Here is a 19,396-nt window from a genome sequence, read left to right on the forward strand (position 1 = left end):
GCGGTTATGGGCATGAGAAACGAGGAAGCTGGAACGGGTTGCGAATGCTGTTAGGCGCAAACTCCAGCGTGACCTGATGTCCGTCAACGTTGAAGGTGGCCTGACGGCTCAGGCTCCCCGCCCCCGGGCTGGTGCTCGCTTTATCGAAGAAGCGGTTCAGTGCCCAGGCGCCGTTGGTCACCAGCGTCGCCGTGCTGCCGTTCGCCAGGCCCAGTTGCATACGCACCTGGTTGGTACCGCCCGGCCCCGGCCAGTTCATGATCTGCACGGCCTGCGGGCCGTGGCTGTAGCGCAGCAGCTGGCCGTCAACGTCCAGGGTCAGGTTCAGAATGGTGTTATCCATTCGCACGGTGCGTACCGTCACCTTGAAGGACGGCGTGGTTGCCCCGTTAGCAAAGAAGGCATCGCGAATAGACTGAGCCTGCTGGAACGGTCTCAGCAGCCCTTCGCTGCCCGGCAGCGTTTTACCGTCGATGCCCGGCATAAAGCGCCAGTTCGCCTGGGTGGTGTCTACCTTGTTGGTCAGGTTGTCGCGGAAGAAGGCGTCCATCAGTCCGGTGCCCGGCGCAAACATGCGCGCCAGATCGTCAGGGGTCACCTCGGTGCTGGCGCTGCGCACCAGCGGGTAGCGACCGGCAATGGCCTGACGGCAGAACCCCCCCACCTCTACGCTGATTCGCTTACGCACGTTTTCCAGGTCACGGCGCTGGGTGTCGCTGCTGGCGCCTACCGCCATATTGCTGAACATGGTTTGCAGCCCGCCCGGCAGACGACCGGCGCTGGCCTGCAGGCGGCTGATCGCCTCGCCGCCCGGGGCCGGCATGCCGCTGTTGGCGGCGTCCTGTACGGCGGTCAGGTAACGATACAGCTCATCCACCTGCTTGAGAAAATCATCAAAGACGATGGTTTTCCCGCCCTTCTCCAGCGGCTGGGCCAGCTCAATCATCGGCGCATAGTGGTCGGTCACCAGCTGCTCCGGCGCCTGGGTAACTACCGCAGCCTGCGTCGGGGCATTGTCATTATTGCTGAACAGCGCTTCCAGGGTGCGGGTCGCCCGGTTGCTCTGCTCCTGTGCTTTACCCGCCTCTTCCGGCGTCGGTGCATTACGCGACAGCGTCAGTACCTGGCTCAGGTTCTGCACCAGACGGCGCAGCGGCGAGTTTGCGCCCGAGAGCAGGCGCGCGGTGTTGATGCGCTGGGAAAGATCGGCGCTGTTATTCAGCTGAATGTCGGCAAGAAAGCTATCCCAGTTAGCGATAAAGTCGCGCATGTAGAGCTGGCGCACGGCGTTATCGATCTGCTGTTTATCTTCCTGCGCGGTGCTGGCCCCCAGCACCCAGGCGTCGTCCTCGTGCAGTGCCGTGGTGACGCTGTCAATCTGGCTGTTAAAGCTTTTCCAGTAGCCGTCCGGCGTATAGAGGCCCGGCACACCTTCACTCACCGGCTTACCGCTTTTGCGGGAAAAGACCAGCTCGCTCTGTGGTCCGCCCAGGTCGGAAAGGGAGACCGGCTTGAGGTTTTCATCATGCTCCAGCAGGCGCTTGAGACGACCGTACACGCGCGTGGAAAGCGGCTGCTGGTTGATCATCGCTCTTTCGCGCGCCACCAGGGACTCGTCCTGCGCGTACGGGGAGGCCTGAATTTTCGGCTCCAGCAGCTGCGTCAGGTGCCATTCAAGCTGCTGCAGCTGCGCCTTCGTCACATTCTGCGGCAGGTTACGCTGCAGGTTGAGCATCACCCAAGAGTGCAGGAATTTACCGTCATAGTGCTTCGGCTGGTAGAGCATCTGATAAGCCTTCAGCGCTTCATAGCTGTATTCCACATCGCTGCCGTTGTCGTTACGAAGCCAGGTGGTAATGTGCATGGCGACGGCAGGCAACAGCATCTGATCCAGCGCTTTCTGGTACAGCGACTGGGCGGCGTCGCTGACGTCATCCCCACGGTAGAGCCCCATACGGCGGGAGACCGGTGGGTCATTGACGTCAAAGGCGTCGCTTTTCGGCAGGTCAACCAGCCCGTTCAACAGCGGCAGCAAATCGAACAGATCGCGCTGAGGCTGGTTCTGCAACGCTTTGCTCTGCTGGTCCAGCAGGGGCACCTTCGCATCCACCTCGTCCAGATAAGCCTTGTTTTTGGCATAGCTGGTCAGCCACAGGCCACCCAGGATCACCAGCAGGGCCAGCAGCGCCGCGTAGCCAGACCAGATCACCGCCCGGTTGCGCAGTTCCCACCAGCGGTTTTCACCGGCGATGCCGGCTTCCTGGAAAATGACGTTTTGCAGCAGGTTTTTAATGAAGAAACTCTGGCCTTTTGCGCCCGGAATAGGCGCTTCTTTGCTGACCGAATCCCAGTGTGCGGACTCATCCCCTTCCGGCAGCGACAGCGCGCGGTTCAGTTCGCCCATCACCCGGTCGAACGGCATCCCTTCCTGAGTACCGCTGGCGAAGTAAATCCCGCGTGGGGAGAACTCGGTTTCAAAGTTGGAGCGGGCGAAGACCGTGCTCAGGTAATCCGCCAGCAGCGGACGCAGGGCAGCGAACTCCTGCGGGAAGAGATACGCTTCGGCACGGGTTTTCGCGTCATGCTCTTTGAGCATGGTTTCCGGCAGCCCGGCATCCAGGCGTTGCTGTAAAAGCGAAAACTCCTGATGGAAGTTGCCCATCAGGTCGAAATCGGCGTGTTTGGTCTGCTCCCATGGCAGGGTAAAGCCCCAGATCTGGTCGCGCTGCGCTTTGTCGTAGTCGGCAAACCAGGCGCGGAAGCCTTTAAGCAGGTCGGCCTTGGTTACCATCACGTAGACCGGGAAGCGAATGCCCAGTTGTTCATGCAGTTCAGACAGACGCTGACGCAGGTTCACCGCCTGCTGGCGTGACGCCTCGGCAGACTGGGTGAGCAGGTCAGAAATGCTGATGGTAATGATGACGCCGTTGATCGGCTGGCGGCGGCGATACTTGCGCAGTAGCCCCATGAACTGCAGCCATTCGCCGGCGTCCTGCACCTGCTCACTCTCCTGCGTGGTGTAGCGACCCGCCGTGTCCAGCAGCACCGCCTCGTTGGTGAACCACCAGTCGCAGTTACGCGTACCGCCAATGCCCCGCAGCGCGGTCTTACCGAACCGGTCGGCCAGCGGGAACTGCAGGCCGGAATTCACCAGCGCCGTGGTTTTCCCCGAACCTGGCGCGCCGATAATGACGTACCATGGCAGCTGATACAGATATTGCGTGCTAAAACGCTGCGTCCACTGGGCACCCTGTCCCGCTTTGCTGAAGTGCGCTTTTTTCAGCATCTGCGCGGCTTCATCAAAGCGGCTGGCGAGGATCTGCTCCTCGTTGTTCAGCCGTTTCTGCGGATCCGCCGCTTCCGGGCTGGTGGTGTTCTCATTGAGCTTGTCCATCAGCTTGCGGTTCAGCCAGGCATTGTACAGCCGCGGCAGAATGTGGCCCTGCGCCCAGAGCAGATAGACCACGGCGATGCTGATAATACGGTTCTGCTCAGATTCGAGCGGTCGGGTGTCCACGATGGACAACAGGGGACCAATCATCCAGATCACCGCCGCAAGCGCCGTTACGCCGAGGAAGCTCCACAGAATGCGATTGGTCAAAATGGAAAGAAGTGTAGTCAGCATCCTTAGTTTCCTTGCGGCAATCCGTTCAGCTCAGCCTGCGTATTTTCAGGCGACACCAGCAGAGTAATTTCCACACGGCGGTTACGGGCGCGGTTTTCTGGCGTCGTGTTCGGCGCTACCGGGTTAATCTCGCCCCGCCCTTCCGCTTTCACGCGGCCAGGCTGAGAGAGGCTTCCCTGCAGCATTTTCTGTACCGAGCGGGCACGTTCCAGAGAGAGTTCATAGTTAGAGGCAAAGCGCGCGCTGCGAATCGGCACGTTGTCGCTGTAGCCCACCACCAGAATTTTGCCGCTGACGTTATTCATCGCCTGTGCAATGCGGTTGATAACCGGTTCATAGCGGTCGCGCACGACGGTCGAGGCGGAGGCAAACAGACCATCACCCTTCAGGATAACGACGCTGCGGTCCGCTTCGTCCTTCACCGCCACCAGACCCGCCTCGATTTCCGGCTTCAGGAAACCACGCAGATTGAGCACCGCGGGCATCTGGCGTGCCGGTTGCTGGATGGTGGTTTCCGGCAGCTGGGACTGGTAAATCTTCGCCAGCACCGGGTTGGTGTTGTCGCCAAGACGCCAGTTGAGAATGATGTAGAACAGGCAGGCGATAAACCCGGCCAGCGCCACGCAGGCCCACAGGGGCACCATCGGCCGCCACAGTTTACGCAGCACCGGGCCATCTTCCGGATGGGGCGAGAGCGGCGGCGGGTAGCTGCCGCGCACGCCGCGGATCATCTGCCACAGACGCTGCTTGATGGTGTCAAGCTGGGTGCGGCCATTGTCCAGCACCCGGTAGCGTCCTTCGAAGCCAAGCAGCAGACAGTAGTTGATCATCTCCAGCAGCAGGATATGCTCGCGCGGGTTTTGCGACAGGCGCGCCAGCAGCTGGAAGAACTTCTCGCCGCCCCACGTTTCGTTATGGAACGTCACCAGCAGCCCATTGCTTGACCAGACGCCGCTGCTGCCCCAGGGGGTAAGCGCGGCGGCCTCATCGAGCGCTGTGCACAGGCAGTAACGCGCCCCGACGATCACTTCGTAGGGCAGCCCCGCCTGCTGGCAGCGGACTTCGAAACGGCGAATCTCATCGATCAGACGCTGGCGCAACGCCACCTGATCGTCATGCGACACCGAATGACGGATCTGCGGGATCGCATTAAGCAGCGGGTTGGCGGCCGCCACCAGCTGATTGTTGCTACTGGCTCCGGTAAACGCGGCATCACTGCCGGTGTCCTGTCGTTCCTGCATATTAAGCGCTCGCTTTATTATTCTGTCGGGCTACGGATGGCCCAAAACTCCATATCAAGCCCCGGGAACTCCCCTGCAAGATGCAGGGCGAATGCGCCGGACTTATCCATCTCGTGCCACAGCTCGCTGCCCTTCTCGAGCTCGAAGTAGCTGTAGCCGGCATGCCACGGGATCTGCGGCGGCGCGACCGGCATGGCGCGCAGCATTATGCCCGGCAGCTGCAGCTGGACCAGATCGCGGATTTTTGAGACCGGTGCGATCTTCATCTGGGCCGGGAAATGGGTTTGCAGGTGTTCGCCTGGCACGTTGGCTTTTACCGCCAGCACGAAACCAAACTCACGCACCATGCTGGTTTCAGGCACCGTGGCGATGTTCAGGCCATGAGAGCGCTCGTTAAGCGGCAGCTGGATCGCGTGGTCTTCCATCACCAGCGACAGTCCCTGACGCAGCATCAGCATCAGTTTGCTGAAGCAGTTTGCCAGATCGTCATGATCGTAAATCGGCAGCACGCTTTCCGCGGTGCGTTGCGACGTCCAGGTGGTGAGCTCGGTGGCAAACGGCAGCCAGCTGCGCCACAGCGTTTCCGGGTGCACCAGCGGGAGGGTTTTTAAATGAGACACCTCACCCAGATGACGGTTAACCAGCGACAGCAGCGTAAACTCGATCATTTCAGAGGTGTTGAAGCGGCCGGGCTGGCGCAGACGACCGCCAATCTGCTGGCTGCGCTGCACCAGCAAGCCGTGCAGATCGTTAATCATGCTGTAGATCTGCGGACTGTTGTTGGCGTTCAGCATCGGCGGGATGTAGCTGTTATCGAGCCGCACGTGGTTGTCGTTACGTTTCTCAGCCACAAACGCCACGCCGATGGCGGTCCATTCGGCGGTGAGATCTTTTTCCAGCATCAGGGTCAGACGCAGGCGGCCAAACTGGACGGTGGCATCTCCCACCGACATGGCGTTATCGTCTTCCACCTCTTGCTCGAACGCGATAAAGCGCGCCAGTGAGGCTGGCTCTTCGCTAAAAATCACCTCTTCTTTCTCGCCACGACGAACCGGCAGCGCGAGCACCACCTTTTCATTGGTGAGGTTGTCAGGAATTTTCAGCGGCACAGGACCGTTGCGCCCGTTACGGACCTGGAAAAAGGTGCCGTCCGGCAGCAACCCGCTGCAGTAGCTCAGGGCAATGCATCCCTGGCGAAGCATCGCTTCATCCAGTTCAACGTCGAGAAAGCCCCACAGATAAGAACGCTGCAGCGCACCCCATTCACGAACATGGTTGAGCAGATAACTTTCAGTCCGCTGAAAATGGTGTGGACGCAGGAACATGCCTTCGGTCCAGACGACCTTTTCTGCTTTGGTCATGATGATGTGTTTCCTGTTATGAAGCGCGTTACTGGCTGATGACCCGAATGCCGTTCACGTCGAGAAAGACGTTGGCCTGAAGCTCATCTGCGGACCATTTCCAGAACTGGTAGATATGATTTTCGCCAGGCACAGGCAGAGGGAGTGAAACGCGCCATTTTTTGCCATCCAGCATCTGATATTCCGCCATCACACCGATGTAGCGGGCCTCCGGAGAGCTTTGCCCGCTGAGGGTTTTAGACAGCTGTCCCGGCATCAGGAAGAAAACATCGCTGTTCAGCAAATTCGCGCCAAGCGTGGCTGACGCGTTGTTTTGCAGGGAGTAGAAGTCGCTGGACATAAAATCCGCATCGGATTTCAGCAACAACACCCGAACCTTAAGCGGCGCAGATTCATTGATTTGTGGATGGGCCTGAAACTGCAGATTGTAGCGGGAAGGGTCGCTGTGTGAAGACGACGTACAACCACTGACAAGGGCGAAAACCACCGCGTAAAAGAGTAACCACAGCGTATGAAAATTTTTATTATTCATAAAAATGCGCTCATGACGCCGTTAGTTCAGGATCCAGGTACCGTTAGCGCTGTCTTTGCAGGCTTTGCTGTTACCATCGACATCAACACAGGTCGCTTTTTTACGCACCTTAGGACGAATGGCCTGTTTACGCACGGCAGCTTCATACTGATCAGCTTTAATCACGGCACGCATCGGGACGTAACCAATCAGCTGATCGTTACCTTCATCGGCAAGCGCCATCCAGTAGTGTTCAACCTGCCCCAGCACCACGTACGTTTTTCCGGTATCGAGCGTGCGGATAACCTTGCCGCCAAAGTCAGGACGGCTCATCAGGGAGGCCGGATACATGGCACGATACGGTGCGTTGACCGGCGTGAACTCCGTCGGCGGCGTCACCGCATGACGGTGGGTTAAGGTCACGCCGTTGACCTGGCTGGTCTCGATCGTATCGTCATTGATCACAGGTTTCTGCGGCGCTTTACAGCCCGCCACCGCCATTACAAACAGAAGTGAAAACAGTACGCGCATTTTCATATGCTTTTCCGTAGCGATATTTCGATGATGGAGAAAAGGGGATGGAGTTTGACTTAAGTGCTATTGTTAAAATAGCCAGGATAATTTCGGGGCGTTACTGGTTTACGGGCATAGCTACCGCACGAGCCCTTCAGAATAAGGCCCTGTGTCTTCCTGACATATTTTGACAAACGGTAAACAAGTTTACATGAGCTTCGCATCAATTCAATATTTACCGCCACGGAAGTGGTGGTTAATGAAGCAGTCGGAAAATTATAGGATTAATCTGATCAAAAGGCGTGAAATGTCTTACATGCGCTTATTTCCCAACCAACCAACATTTTAATTTGCTGTTTTAAAAGGAAAAAACACCAAAAGAGAACCAGTTTCATTAACCCAATACGGCTATTATCGCCACTACCATAATTAGTAGAATTCCCGTATTCGTGATGTCAGAAAAATATATCGACGATAAATTATTTGTTGCACTAACAGGGCATCTTTAATATTTAACGCCATTCGCGATCGCCATTCAGACATTTCCTTTATGCTGCGCGGCGTTAATTTCACAGCTCAAAATAAGTTATATTTCATGTTGTGATAATTCACCACTTAGACATAAATTATATCCATTAATCATTAAGCCCGAGTAAACCTTTCCGGCTTTATCTCCAGTGAAAAATGCGCTTCACCCCAGACCGGGCGTGATGAATGGCTTTTCCCTACCCTCATCTGTTTCATTCGAAATTTTAATGATGCTACATCCGCCCTGCTCGTTGCCATTTATCGCACCTACCGCATGATAGATAAGATTTATTATTAAAATGATAAAATTTCGTTATAATTTCTTTAAATCTTTAAGCAACACGTCATATAATCCACTGAATTAAATAACATTTTAGATAAGTCATTTTGCAGTGCCGCCTCGCCTGCGTGAGCCGGGCGTCATTGCTGTTACTTATTGCCATTTCAGTGGTTTTCGTGATGCCGCCGTTGTAAGACTGAACAGATCAGGAGTTGGTATGAACAAGAAAAGACGCGCAGTACCCGGTATCAGACATTATGCGGGCCCTGCCGGAGGCTGGGGCGCGTTGAAGGCCACGGCCATCGCGGTACGTACCCAAATGGATACCTTTGATGCCCCGGCGACGCTGCTGCGCACCAATCAACCTGACGGTTTTGACTGCCCGGGCTGCGCGTGGCCTGACAAAGAACACAAATCAACGTTCCAGTTTTGTGAGAACGGTGCCAAAGCAGTGACCTGGGAAGCGACCACCAAACGCGTGACCCCGGCGTTTCTGGCCGAAAACAGCGTCACCTCGCTGCTGGCAAAATCGGACTTTGAACTGGAAGGATACGGTCGGCTGACGCATCCCCTGCGCTATGACCGGGAAAGCGACACCTTCAGGCCTGTGGAATGGGACGAGGCGTTTCAACGCATTGGCGAGGTGATGCGCGGGCTCGACCCGGACCAGGTTGAGTTCTATACCTCCGGGCGGGCGTCTAACGAAGCGGCGTATCTGTTCCAGCTGTTTGCCCGGGAATACGGCACCAATAACTTCCCCGACTGCTCGAATATGTGTCATGAAGCCACCAGCGTCGGTTTGCCACGTTCGATTGGCATCGGCAAAGGCACCGTCTCGCTGGACGATTTCGACAAGACTGAACTGGTGATCTCCATCGGCCATAACCCCGGCACCAACCATCCGCGCATGATGGGCACCCTTCATGAGCTGTCCCGGCGCAATGTGCCAATCATCGTCTTTAACCCGTTACGCGAGCGCGCGCTGGAACGTTTTGCGGATCCGCAGAGCGTGATTGAAATGGCGACCTACGGCTCCACGGATATCGCTTCAACCTATTTCCAGGTGAAGGCCGGGGGCGATGCCGCCGCGCTGAAAGGTCTTGCCAAACACCTGCTGGAAATGGAGGCCGAACGCGGCGGCGTGCTCGACCATGCCTTTATTGCCGAACACACCCAGGGCTTTGAGGCGTTTGCCGCAGATATCGCACAAACCCGCTGGGAGGATATTGAGCGCGAGTCGGGTCTGAGCCAGGCAGCGCTCAAAAAGGTCGCCGGGGCCTATGCGAAATCGAATGCCACCATCATTACCTACGGGATGGGGATTACCCAGCACAATAAAGGGACGGCTAATGTCCGCCTGATCGCTGACGTGCTGCTGCTGCGGGGCAATATTGGCAAACCCGGCGCGGGAATATGCCCGCTGCGCGGCCATTCAAACGTGCAGGGAAACCGCACCGTCGGGATTAGCGAGAAGCCCACACCGGCCTTCCTGAACCGTCTGAAGGAGGTGTTCGGTTTTGAGCCGCCATCTCACCATGGGCATGACGCGGTGCAGGCGACGCAGGCGATGATTGACGGCCGGGCAAAAGCGCTTATCTGCCTCGGCGGTAATTTTGCGGTGGCGATGCCCGACCATGAACGCGGTTTCCCGGCGATGGGCACTCTGGATCTGAGCGTCCACATCGGCACTAAGCTGAACCGTACGCATCTGCTGGTGGGTAAAGAGACGTTTATCCTGCCGTGTCTGGGTCGTACCGAGCTGGATATGCAGGCAACAGGCCGTCAGTCCATCACCGTTGAAGACTCTATGTCGATGGTGCATGCCTCTTCCGGCAAGCTGAAACCCGCCTCACCGCTACTCCGGTCTGAACCGGCTATCGTCGCCGGTATGGCGAAAGCGACCCTGCCGTCCACGCGCGTGGACTGGATGACGCTGGTTGAGGATTACGACCGCATCCGCGATCTGATCGAGCAGACCATTCCAGGCTTTGAGCACTACAACGCGCGGATCCGCGTTCCCGGCGGTTTCCGTATGCCGCTGCCGCCAACGCAACGTATCTGGCCAACGGCGACGGGAAAAGCGATGTTCTCGGTATTCGACGGGGTTCATGAGAACGCCAGCGGTGAGGGTGAGCACGTTCTGCGCCTGATCACGCTGCGCAGTCACGACCAGTACAACACCACCATTTACGCCCTCGACGACCGTTATCGTGGCGTGTTTGGTCGCCGCGACGTGCTGTTTATGAACGAGGAGGATATGGCGCAGTCAGGACTGGAGCATGGCGACCGGGTGGATATCGAAACCGCCCTGCCCGGCAGCGTTCAGCGTCTGGAAGACATCACCGTGGTGGCGTACAGCATCGCCCCGGGCTCTGTCGGCGCCTACTACCCGGAGGCCAACGTACTGGTCCCGCTCGATTATCTGGACAAGGACAGCGGTACGCCGTCTTATAAATCGGTTCCGGTTCGCATCACCCTGCGCTCAAAAGAGATCCGCATGCTGTAACGCCTTTCGCGCAGAGAAAACCATGGATATTAAACAGTTAAAGTATTTAATCGCACTCGACGAGACCCGGCACTTTGGTAAAGCGGCCGCCCAGTGCAACATCACCCAGCCGACCCTCTCCATGCGTATCCGCAGCCTGGAGGAGGAGCTGGGGCTGGTGCTGATTGTGCGCGGACAGCGCTTTGAAGGGTTTACGCCGGAGGGGGAACGCATTCTCGCGTGGGCTCGCGCGCTGCTGGCCGCGCACGACGGGTTACAGGCGGAAGCGTCGCTGTGCAAAGGCCAGGTGGTGGGTGAATTACGCCTGGGGATGGTGCCGCTGGCGAGCGTGGATCCGATGATCTTCATTCGCCTGCTGACGCAAAAATACCCGGAGCTGACCTACAGCCTCTATTCCATGTCCTCGGCGCAGATTGCCGATGGCGTCAGCCGCAACCAGCTCGAACTGGGGATTTGCTACCTGAACAGCATCGACACCAGCCTGTTCGACATTATCCAGTTGCCCAAAACGAAGATGGGCCTGCTGCACGACACCCGCCATTTCCGGTTAAGCCAGGAGAGACTGACCTGGCCCGATCTGACGGCGTTTCCGCTGGGGTTTCTGACGAAGGGGATGCACTACCGGGCGCATATGGAGGCCAGCTTCCAGTCTGCCGGCATCGAACCGACGTCGGTGTTTGAAAGCGACTCCACGTACCAGATCATTCAGGCGGTTCAGAGCGGCGTGTGCTGTGCGGTGATGCCACTGAACAACGGGCTGGAAGAGTTAAACAGCCATTTCAGGATAGTCCCGATTGCCGACGCGGATATCGAGGCCCCTGTCGGCCTGATTATGCGCCGACAGAAACCCGTCTCCTCGCTGGCGCTGCGCTGTTTTAACGATGCGCAGGGGATTTTTCAGTCGGACAGTACGGCGTAAGCCTGACGCGTCACCACGCTAAAACCGCCGATCAACACCGCGTCGCACACCTCCCGGTGTGCCGGTGAACTCACCAGCGCGTGGAGCGCATCGCGAATGGCGCTCAGGGTTTCAGGCGAGGTGTGATGTGAGGTGATGAGCGGCAATCCTGGCGTCAGGGGGGTGCGGTCAATGACCGCCAGCCCCGCAAGCCGCTCCGGCTCGTGACGCTGGAGCAATGCCCAGGTAACGCAGTCGATGGCCGCGATATCCCCTGCCCCACGTTTGACCTCAATCAGCGACTGGCGATGGCTGCCGCTAAAGGACGTTTGCGCGAAAAACGGGCCGTCCTTCACCAGGGGAGCCACTTTTTTTCGCAGCGCATGATAGCCGGACTGCGAGTCGGCCGAATTACATACCGCCCGGCGTCCGCGAAAATCAGCCAGCGAGAGATGCCGATCCTCCGCACGCACCGCCAGCACGCTGCGGTACTGATACCCTTCACAACCGGGTGCCGTGTAGTGAAAACAGCCGACCACCTGCACGTCCGGGAGCCGCGTGATCAGCGGATAACCACAGGTCTGGCTGAGAATAAGCCCGGGCTGTTGCCAGTGCGTCAGCAGTTCAGACTCCGGCCAGTCCGGGTCACCCTCGACGGGCACACCGCGCGCGGCCAGCAAACCTTTTACCGTCCGCCTGAGCGCGCGGGTGTCAGCGCGATCTACCGCGTACATGGGAAACGCCAGCAGGTTACTCATACTTCTCCCCTTGTTGAGCTCCGGGATGAACGGTGACATCGACGGGCGCAGCCCAGAACTGGCGTAACCATTCGCCATAGCCCCTGACGAGAAAACCGTGGTTTCGCTCCCGGTACGCCTCCCGGTTCTGCTGGTAGATACGCTTCAGCGCGTACCAGGGGACGCCGGGTAAATCATGGTGTACTGAATGGTAGTTGAGATTTAAAAACAGTATCCGCCAGAACAGCCCGGCCTCGTTGATGACGGAGCGCGCGAACGGGTCATCGGCCGCACGGTGTTCGTAGAACGATCGGACCTTGGTCAGCGCCAGCGCCGGATAACTGACCGCCAGCACAAACCAGACGGGGGAATAACCGACGTGCGTCATCCAGGCGAAGAGTGCCGCCAGCAGCGTGATGTGAACCAGCCACATCGTCATCGCCCGCAGCTGTAGATAACGAAACGCCGCGACGGCGCTGCCCAGTGTCTGCAGAATATCCAGCAGCGGCGCCAGCAGCAGCCGTCCGGCAAAGGTATTTCGGGCGCGGATCGCACGCTTCTGCCAGGGGGAAAAGCGCGCCCAGCTCTCCTCGGTAAAATAGTACGACTCCGGATCATCCACCGGATGGGTCAGGCTATCGTACCGGTGGTGGGCCAGATGAGAATCCCGGTACAGGCCATACGGGTACCACACCGCCAGCGGGAGCGTGCCAAATAGCTGGTTAAGCCAGGCAAAACGCGTGGGATGTCCGTGGATCAGCTCATGCTGCAGGGACATGTACCAGGCGGTAAACCCTGTCAGCAGCAGCGTGGCGGGCAGCAGGCCGAGCGTTTGCCAGAACGCCAGCGTGGCAAACCAGCCCGCATAAATCGTCACGATCAACAGCCAGGTGGGCAGTTCGCTTCGCCACAGAAATCCCGATGCGAGATGGTTGATTTGATTGCGTTGTTGCGGATGTAAATAGAGGGAGCTTCGTTTACCCATTCCTTCAGACGCCGTTTCGCCAGAGACAGTACCCTGACGATCGGGGATAACATCTGAAATCACAAACAACTTAAATCGCTTTGCTTTGCCAGAAACGTGAAGTGCGGGCGCACTTGACTTATTTTGTAATAAAGGTACTTTTCAGGACATGAAGAAGATCCTGATTATTGTTCCTGACGGCGGCATGCTGTTTGAAGCCGCCGGTATCGCCGACATTCTGATGCAGGCCAACCGGCTGCACCCGGAAGGACTGGCGAACCCCTGCTATCGCATCATCATTGCGACCACCCAACCGCACCAGGTGATCCACGGCCAGTCAGGCCTCAATCTGCTGGCGGACTATCGCCTGCCGGACCTGGATCCCCGTGAGCCGCTGGATACCATCATCATTACCGGTCGCGGGGTGAACGAGCAGGAGAGCCTCGCCGTGGTGGACTGGCTGCATCTCGCCGCGCCCCATGCACGGCGGATCGCCTCCATTTGCGGCGGTGCGATGCTGCTCGCCCAGAGCGGCTTGCTGGACGGTCGTCGCGCGACCACCCACTGGCGGCTGCTGGAGACCATGCAGGCTCAGTACCCGTCAATTCGGGTCGAAGGCGGCCCGCTGTATATTCAGGACGGTCCCATCTGGACCTCCGGCGGCGTGAGTTCCGGGTTTGATCTGACCCTGGCGCTGGTGGAAGACGACTACGGATTTACCCTCGCCCGCGACGTGGCGCAGGATATGGTGATGTATCTGCGCCGCCCCGGAGGGCAGCTGCAGTTCAGTCGCTACAACCTGCAGCAGCCCGGCACATCGGGTCCGATAAGCGAGCTGCAGGCCTGGATGCTGCAGAACCTCACCGCCGACCTGTGTGTGGAAACTCTGGCTGAAAAAGCGGCGATGAGCCCGCGCAATTTCACCCGCGTGTTTACCCGTGAGACGGGCGTCTCGCCTGCCCGCTACGTGACCGAAGCGCGTCTGGCCGCGGCCCGCCAGCTGCTTGAGCAGACCAGCGATCCCCTTGAGCGCATTGCTGAGCAAAGCGGGTTTGGCACCAGTATTAATTTGCGGCGCGTGTTCGAGAAACAGCTCCACCTCACCCCGGGCGAGTATCGCCAGCGATTTCACTGCCGGAAAATGGCGTAATCTGATCCTTTTTTGTCGTTTACGCCATCCCGCCTGACGCCTACAGTGACTCCAGACAACAGAGATAAGGAGTGCACCATGGTTAAGGTCGGTATTAACGGTTTCGGCCGTATCGGACGTAATTTCCTGCGCGCGGCGCTGGGCAACCCGGATCTGCAGATTGTGGCCATCAACGATCTGACGGACAGCAAGACCCTCGCCCATCTGCTGAAACATGACTCCCTGCTGGGGAAACTGCCCGCTCCCGTTGAAGCGGCCGACGGCGCGCTGCAGGTCGACGGGCAGAGGATCACCGTATTCAGCGAACGCGATCCGGCGAATATCCCGTGGCGTGATGTCGGCGTGGACGTGGTGATTGAGGCCACCGGCTTCTTTACGGAACGGGAAAAAGCGGCGGTACATATCACCCACGGTGGCGCAAAACGCGTCATTATCTCCGCCCCCGGAAAGAACGACGACCTGACGATTGTTATGGGCGTCAATCATGACCAGTACGATCCCGCCCGGCACGTTGTGGTGAGTAACGGGAGTTGCACCACCAACGGTCTGGCGCCGGCGGCTCAGGTGCTGCATCAGCAGTTCGGGATTGAGCATGGCCTGATGAACACGACGCATGCCTACACCAACAGCCAGGCGCTGCACGACCAGCCTGAGAAGGATCTGCGCGGCGCGCGCGCGGCGGCGCTGTCGATTGTGCCTTACTCCAGTGGCGCGGCGAAAGCGCTGGGGAAAGTGATCCCCTCCCTGGACGGTAAGCTGACCGGGTATTCCCTGCGCGTGCCGGTTCCGGTGGTGTCGATTGTCGACTTAACGGTGACGCTGAGCCGTAGCGTGACCGTCGAAGAGGTAAATGAGGCCTTCCGCCACGCGGCCGCCAGTGGCCCGCTGAAAGGTATTCTGGGGTACAGCGATGAACCGCTGGTCTCCAGCGATTACCAGGGCGACCCGCGCTCCTCAATTATTGACGGACTTTCCACGCTGGTGATTGGCGGGAATATGGTGAAAATCCTCGCGTGGTATGACAACGAATGGGGATTCTCAAACCGTCTGGTGGATCTGGCGGTGTGGATGGATAAGAAAGGGTTGTAATACCTGCATTAATGCCGGGTGGCGCTTGCGCTTACCCGGCCTATAAATTATGTAACTATTAAACATCTCTCTTCACTCCTCTCAGAATTAATAAATGAAGATAATTCTAAGTCTATTCAACGGCTGCTAATTCATCACATCAATTATTAAAAAGCACCCATTAGCTTAGAAAATAGGTCAGTGGATATTCTTCATTTTACTTTTAAAAATGCGAGTGCGATCGCTGTGCCCAGGCGACAACATAGCCCATGATCAACTCTGTACACAACAGGGGCAGGTTATGTATTACAGTAAATCGATTATCGAAAAAATTGGGTCCGATAAAGAACTTGCTTTAAGGCTTGATCGCGCCATAGCTGGAGTGAGAGACGGAGCTATTGAATATTTAAATAATCTTGGCGATGCTACAACACGCTTACTCTATTATACGTCTTGCTTCACGGATAATTACCAGGATGTATGTAAGCGATTAGGTTATGAAGATTTAAGGTTTTTAGCAGGAGTAGCACAACTCGTTAAGCATAGAGATATAATTTTTAGAATGGTTAGGATTTATATTGAAACGATGCTTCATAACAAATCCAACAGCCAAAGAAAAAGCATTCTTGAAAGTATAATACCATTTACAACAAACTACTCAGTAAAGCAGGTTTCTAAGAATGGGTTGATTTATGCCGTCACGTCATACATCTGTTATGGTAATAACATGAACGCGGCCGTACAAAGTGCATTTGTGAAAAAGATTGGTTGGGGCACAGGAGGTGTAATTAGCGCATTAAACCTTTACGCTATAGTCCAGCATGCGGCAGACAGCGCAAATACACTGAAAAAATTCCAACCGTTGTTTTACCATGCGCTGTATGTTGAAAAGCTGGAAATGATGTATTTTCTTATTGAACCCGTGATAATGAAGACCGGATATCTTAACTTAAACACTGCATCCGATGGTGAAATTGCTGATGCGCTAAATAAAATGATGCAATAATGTGGGGATCTATAAAACAATTTTTGATGCAATTTTTAAAAAGTTTTTTAAAAGATATTATGGATGATTTTTTTTGGTATGGCACTGGAATATTCGCTGTCATTCTAGGTGCTGTCGCAGTGAGTTTTATAGAAGATGAAGAAATTGCACTAAGGGTTTTTGGGATTATTTTATTAGTTGTTTACTTCATTGCATTTCGCTACAAAACAAAGGGTAAATAAATGTCTACACCAGCACATATATGGCTCACAGATGAAAATAACGCCACGATTACAGGGGAGTGTTTAATGCCTACGAGATTGGGCTCTACCGAACTAAAATCGTTTAACCACTCTGTGTGGATCCCCACCGATTCCAACACGGGAAAACTGACAGGAACACGACTTCATGTGCCAATTACCTTTGAAAAAGAAATAGATCGCATCACACCCTATCTATTTCGTGCCGTCTGTACAGGTAAAATCTTCAAAACAGCATTAATCAAAATGTATAAGATTAATGACGCCGGGATCGAGCGTGAATATTTCAATATCACTCTGGAAAATGTCAAGATAACAAGAATCTCCCCTTTACTGCACCCGTTAGGTATCGCAAGTGCTCATATGGAAGAAGTCGAACTGCGATATGAATCAATCGAATGGAAATATTGTGACGGAAATATAGTGTTTAAAGACACCTGGAATGAAAGAGCGACTGCCTAGAATAATGGATATCTATAAATACCCTCTCCCGAAGGAGAGGGTAAAAATCACTCCGCCTTAACCTTCACGCCCATAAATACAATCACCATCGCCGTCACCAGCAGGAAACCGCTGCCGGCGAAGACGCCTGTGGCACCGTTGAGATCAAACACCGCCCCGCCACCGGCAGCGCCAGCGCTTATCGCCAGCTGGATTGAGGCCACCAGCAGCCCACCCGCACTTTCGGCTTCATCCGGTACGGTGGTAGCAAGCCAGGTTGACCAGCCCACCGGAACCAGACCAAAGGCAAAGCCCCACAGCGCAACCAGTAAGCCGTCCAGCATGGCCAGATGACCAAACGCCACCATGGTCAGCGCCAGTACGCCCATGGCGAACGGCACCAGCGCGAGCGTCAGATGCAGATTGCGTGACAGCAAATGCCCGGCAACCGACGTTCCCACAAAGTTGGCGATACCAAAGCCCAGCAGGATCAGCGAAATACTCTCCACGCCCACCTGACCAACCGTTTCCAGGAACGGACGCAGGTAGGTAAAGAAGGCAAAGTGGCCGCTGAAGATCAGGATGGTCGCCAGCATGCCGCCGATCATCCCCGGACGACGCAGCACGCGGAACAGCGTCCCAAGACTGCCGCTGCTCTCAGGTTTCATGGAGGGCAGCACCCACAGCTGCCACAGCAGTGCCAGCATGCTCGGCAGAATGCAGAGAATAAACACGTTGCGCCAGCCAATCAGGCTGCCAAGGTAGCTGCCCAGCGGCGCCGCGACCACCGTGGCAATCGATACGCTGGAGAAGATCACCGCCAGCGCCTTCGGCACTTTATCGGCAGGAACCAGACGCATCGTCGTGGCCGTCGACATCGCCCAGAATCCCCCGATGGCAATCCCCAACAGCAGGCGTCCCATCAGCAGGACGTGCAGCGTGGGCGCAAAGGCCACCAGCAGACTGGAGATGATTTGCAGCACCGAGAAAAACATCAGCACCCAGCGGCGGTCGATACTCTTGGTCGCCGGAGTAATCAGCAACCCGGTGACCAGCGCCACCAGCGCGGTGGCGGTTACCGCCTGCCCGGCCATCCCCTCGGTGACGCCCAGGCTTGCGGCCATTGGCGTTAACAAACTGGCGGGCAGAAATTCTGCCGTGATCAAACCAAACACCCCCAGCCCCAGTGAATAGACGGCCCGCCAGGCGGGTTTTGCAGGCGCAACAGCCTCTCTCGCCGCGACACATGAACTCATCTGTTGATCTCCCGTTATGAAAATGTGACAACTGTCGCAAAAGCATAGAGGGTTCACCGTGGACGATCTATGACATATAATCTCCACTTATTGATTATTCGTCCGGAGTTTTGCCATGACCGCTCAGTCCCCCGATCTGATCAGCGAACTTTTGCACGGCATGCGCTTGTCGGGCGTGAAATATCGTCGCATTGAAGCCAGCGCGCCGTTCGGAGTGGCGTTCCACCAGGCCCCCGGCCGAGCGCAGTTTCATTTCGTCAGCCGCGGCAGCGCCCTGCTGCGTATGGAGAGTGGCGCAACGTTCACCTTAAGCAGCGGTGATGCCCTCTTTATTCCGAATGGCGACGCACACGCCCTGCTGTCGGACGAACAAGCCACCCTCACCCCGGTCACCGCGTTTCCCAGCGAGCCCATCTGCAGCTCAGTTTGCGCGATCACCTGCGAGCCGTGTCCGGACAGCGAGAACACCATCATCTTTAGCGGCTGTATGGATTTTGAACTGGGCGGGATGCAGCCGCTGATCAAAGCGATGCCGGAGGTGATGATGGTCAGCCGGCTGATGTCAACGTGGCCGGAGATCCATCCGCTGCTGGCGGCGATGGAGCGTGAATCCCTGACGCGTCAGGCCGGTTTCGCCGGGATCCTCGCGCGCCTGGCCGACGTGGTGGCGGCATTAATCGTGCGCGGCTGGGTTGAAGGCGGCTGCGGGAAAGCCACCGGCTGGGTGCAGGTTCTGCGCGACCCACGTCTGAGCCGGGCGATCTACGCCATGCACCAGCAGCCGGGGCTGAACTGGAGCGTGGCGGATCTGGCGAAAGAAGCCGGCACCTCCCGCTCCGTGTTTGCAGAACGCTTTCTGGCGGCGACGGGAACCACGCCGGCCAGATATCTCAGCGAGCTGAGAATGCGGCTGGCCATTCAGTATATTCGCCATGAAAATCAGCCCATTGAAACGGTGGCGCTGCGGCTGGGGTATGGATCGCTCGCGGCTTTCAGCCGGGCGTTTAAGCGGATTATCGGCCATGCGCCGGGGATACTGCGGGAAGCCAGCCAGACCCCGGAAGAGGCCTGA

At 56.8% G+C, this 19,396-nt stretch carries 16 protein-coding genes; 8 read left to right on the forward strand and 8 right to left on the reverse strand.

Annotated features, from left to right (window positions below):
* Window positions 1–4: 4 nt before the first annotated feature.
* From tssM to EKN83_RS12885, 5 genes are read right to left on the reverse strand one after another with little or no spacing between them, the layout of a single operon-like run.
* Window positions 5–3,625, reverse strand: a complete 3,621-nt coding sequence (gene tssM, locus EKN83_RS12865; protein WP_088244256.1) for a type VI secretion system membrane subunit TssM — start codon at window positions 3,623–3,625, stop codon at window positions 5–7.
* 2 nt (window positions 3,626–3,627) lie between these two features.
* Window positions 3,628–4,866 (reverse strand): DotU family type VI secretion system protein, encoded by a 1,239-nt coding sequence (locus EKN83_RS12870; RefSeq protein WP_126801076.1) that lies wholly within the window; start codon window positions 4,864–4,866, stop codon window positions 3,628–3,630.
* Window positions 4,867–4,883: 17 nt separating this feature from the next.
* Window positions 4,884–6,227 (reverse strand): type VI secretion system baseplate subunit TssK, encoded by a 1,344-nt coding sequence (gene tssK, locus EKN83_RS12875; protein ID WP_047958914.1) that lies wholly within the window; start codon window positions 6,225–6,227, stop codon window positions 4,884–4,886.
* 28 nt (window positions 6,228–6,255) lie between these two features.
* A complete protein-coding gene (gene tssJ, locus EKN83_RS12880) occupies window positions 6,256–6,759 on the reverse strand; it encodes a type VI secretion system lipoprotein TssJ (RefSeq protein ID WP_047958915.1) in 504 nt (167 codons plus the stop codon).
* A gap of 21 nt (window positions 6,760–6,780) precedes the next feature.
* Window positions 6,781–7,275 (reverse strand): hypothetical protein, encoded by a 495-nt coding sequence (locus EKN83_RS12885; protein ID WP_025756852.1) that lies wholly within the window; start codon window positions 7,273–7,275, stop codon window positions 6,781–6,783.
* 1,001 nt (window positions 7,276–8,276) lie between these two features.
* Here EKN83_RS12885 and EKN83_RS12890 point away from each other — a divergent pair.
* Together EKN83_RS12890 and EKN83_RS12895 are read left to right on the forward strand one after the other, a co-directional pair.
* Window positions 8,277–10,565 carry an FdhF/YdeP family oxidoreductase gene (locus EKN83_RS12890; RefSeq protein ID WP_126801077.1) on the forward strand — a complete coding sequence of 763 codons (2,289 nt, stop codon included), beginning with the start codon at window positions 8,277–8,279 and terminating at the stop codon, window positions 10,563–10,565.
* 22 nt (window positions 10,566–10,587) lie between these two features.
* Window positions 10,588–11,484 (forward strand): LysR family transcriptional regulator, encoded by an 897-nt coding sequence (locus EKN83_RS12895; RefSeq protein ID WP_126801078.1) that lies wholly within the window; start codon window positions 10,588–10,590, stop codon window positions 11,482–11,484.
* Here EKN83_RS12895 and EKN83_RS12900 read toward each other — a convergent pair.
* Both EKN83_RS12900 and EKN83_RS12905 read right to left on the reverse strand, forming a co-directional pair.
* A complete protein-coding gene (locus EKN83_RS12900; RefSeq protein WP_126801079.1) occupies window positions 11,463–12,221 on the reverse strand; it encodes a phosphate/phosphite/phosphonate ABC transporter substrate-binding protein in 759 nt (252 codons plus the stop codon). The genes EKN83_RS12895 and EKN83_RS12900 overlap by 22 nt on opposite strands.
* Window positions 12,214–13,185, reverse strand: a complete 972-nt coding sequence (locus EKN83_RS12905) for a fatty acid desaturase (RefSeq protein WP_126801115.1) — start codon at window positions 13,183–13,185, stop codon at window positions 12,214–12,216. Before EKN83_RS12905 ends, EKN83_RS12900 begins: the two co-directional genes overlap by 8 nt.
* 148 nt (window positions 13,186–13,333) lie before the next feature.
* Here EKN83_RS12905 and EKN83_RS12910 point away from each other — a divergent pair, with 148 nt between their 5' ends.
* The 5 genes from EKN83_RS12910 to EKN83_RS12930 all read left to right on the forward strand — a co-directional run bounded on the left by EKN83_RS12910 (window position 13,334) and on the right by EKN83_RS12930 (window position 17,089).
* Window positions 13,334–14,314, forward strand: a complete 981-nt coding sequence (locus tag EKN83_RS12910) for a GlxA family transcriptional regulator (RefSeq protein ID WP_126801080.1) — start codon at window positions 13,334–13,336, stop codon at window positions 14,312–14,314.
* Window positions 14,315–14,392: 78 nt separating this feature from the next.
* Entirely contained in the window at window positions 14,393–15,403 is a 1,011-nt protein-coding gene (gene gap / locus EKN83_RS12915) for a type I glyceraldehyde-3-phosphate dehydrogenase (protein WP_126801081.1), read from the forward strand.
* A 280-nt stretch (window positions 15,404–15,683) separates the two neighbouring features.
* Window positions 15,684–16,388: a hypothetical protein gene (locus EKN83_RS12920; RefSeq protein WP_126801082.1), complete on the forward strand. Its 705-nt coding sequence runs from the start codon at window positions 15,684–15,686 to the stop codon at window positions 16,386–16,388.
* Window positions 16,388–16,609, forward strand: coding sequence for a hypothetical protein (locus EKN83_RS12925; protein ID WP_126801083.1), 222 nt, complete (start codon window positions 16,388–16,390; stop codon window positions 16,607–16,609). The genes EKN83_RS12920 and EKN83_RS12925 overlap by 1 nt, the downstream gene beginning before the upstream one ends.
* Window positions 16,610–17,089 (forward strand): Hcp family type VI secretion system effector, encoded by a 480-nt coding sequence (locus tag EKN83_RS12930; protein ID WP_126801084.1) that lies wholly within the window; start codon window positions 16,610–16,612, stop codon window positions 17,087–17,089.
* A 47-nt stretch (window positions 17,090–17,136) separates the two neighbouring features.
* Here the strand turns inward: EKN83_RS12930 and EKN83_RS12935 are convergent, their stop codons facing one another.
* On the reverse strand, window positions 17,137–18,324 hold the full coding sequence (locus EKN83_RS12935) for an MFS transporter (RefSeq protein WP_025756859.1): 1,188 nt from the start codon (window positions 18,322–18,324) through the stop codon (window positions 17,137–17,139).
* Between the two features lie 115 nt (window positions 18,325–18,439).
* Between EKN83_RS12935 and EKN83_RS12940 the strand changes: the two genes are divergently transcribed.
* Complete coding sequence (locus tag EKN83_RS12940) at window positions 18,440–19,396, forward strand: AraC family transcriptional regulator (protein ID WP_025756860.1); 957 nt, start codon at window positions 18,440–18,442, stop codon at window positions 19,394–19,396.

The sequence above is a fragment of the Enterobacter sp. WCHEn090032 genome (assembly GCF_003986875.1).
Taxonomy (GTDB): Bacteria; Pseudomonadota; Gammaproteobacteria; order Enterobacterales; family Enterobacteriaceae; genus Enterobacter; species Enterobacter sichuanensis.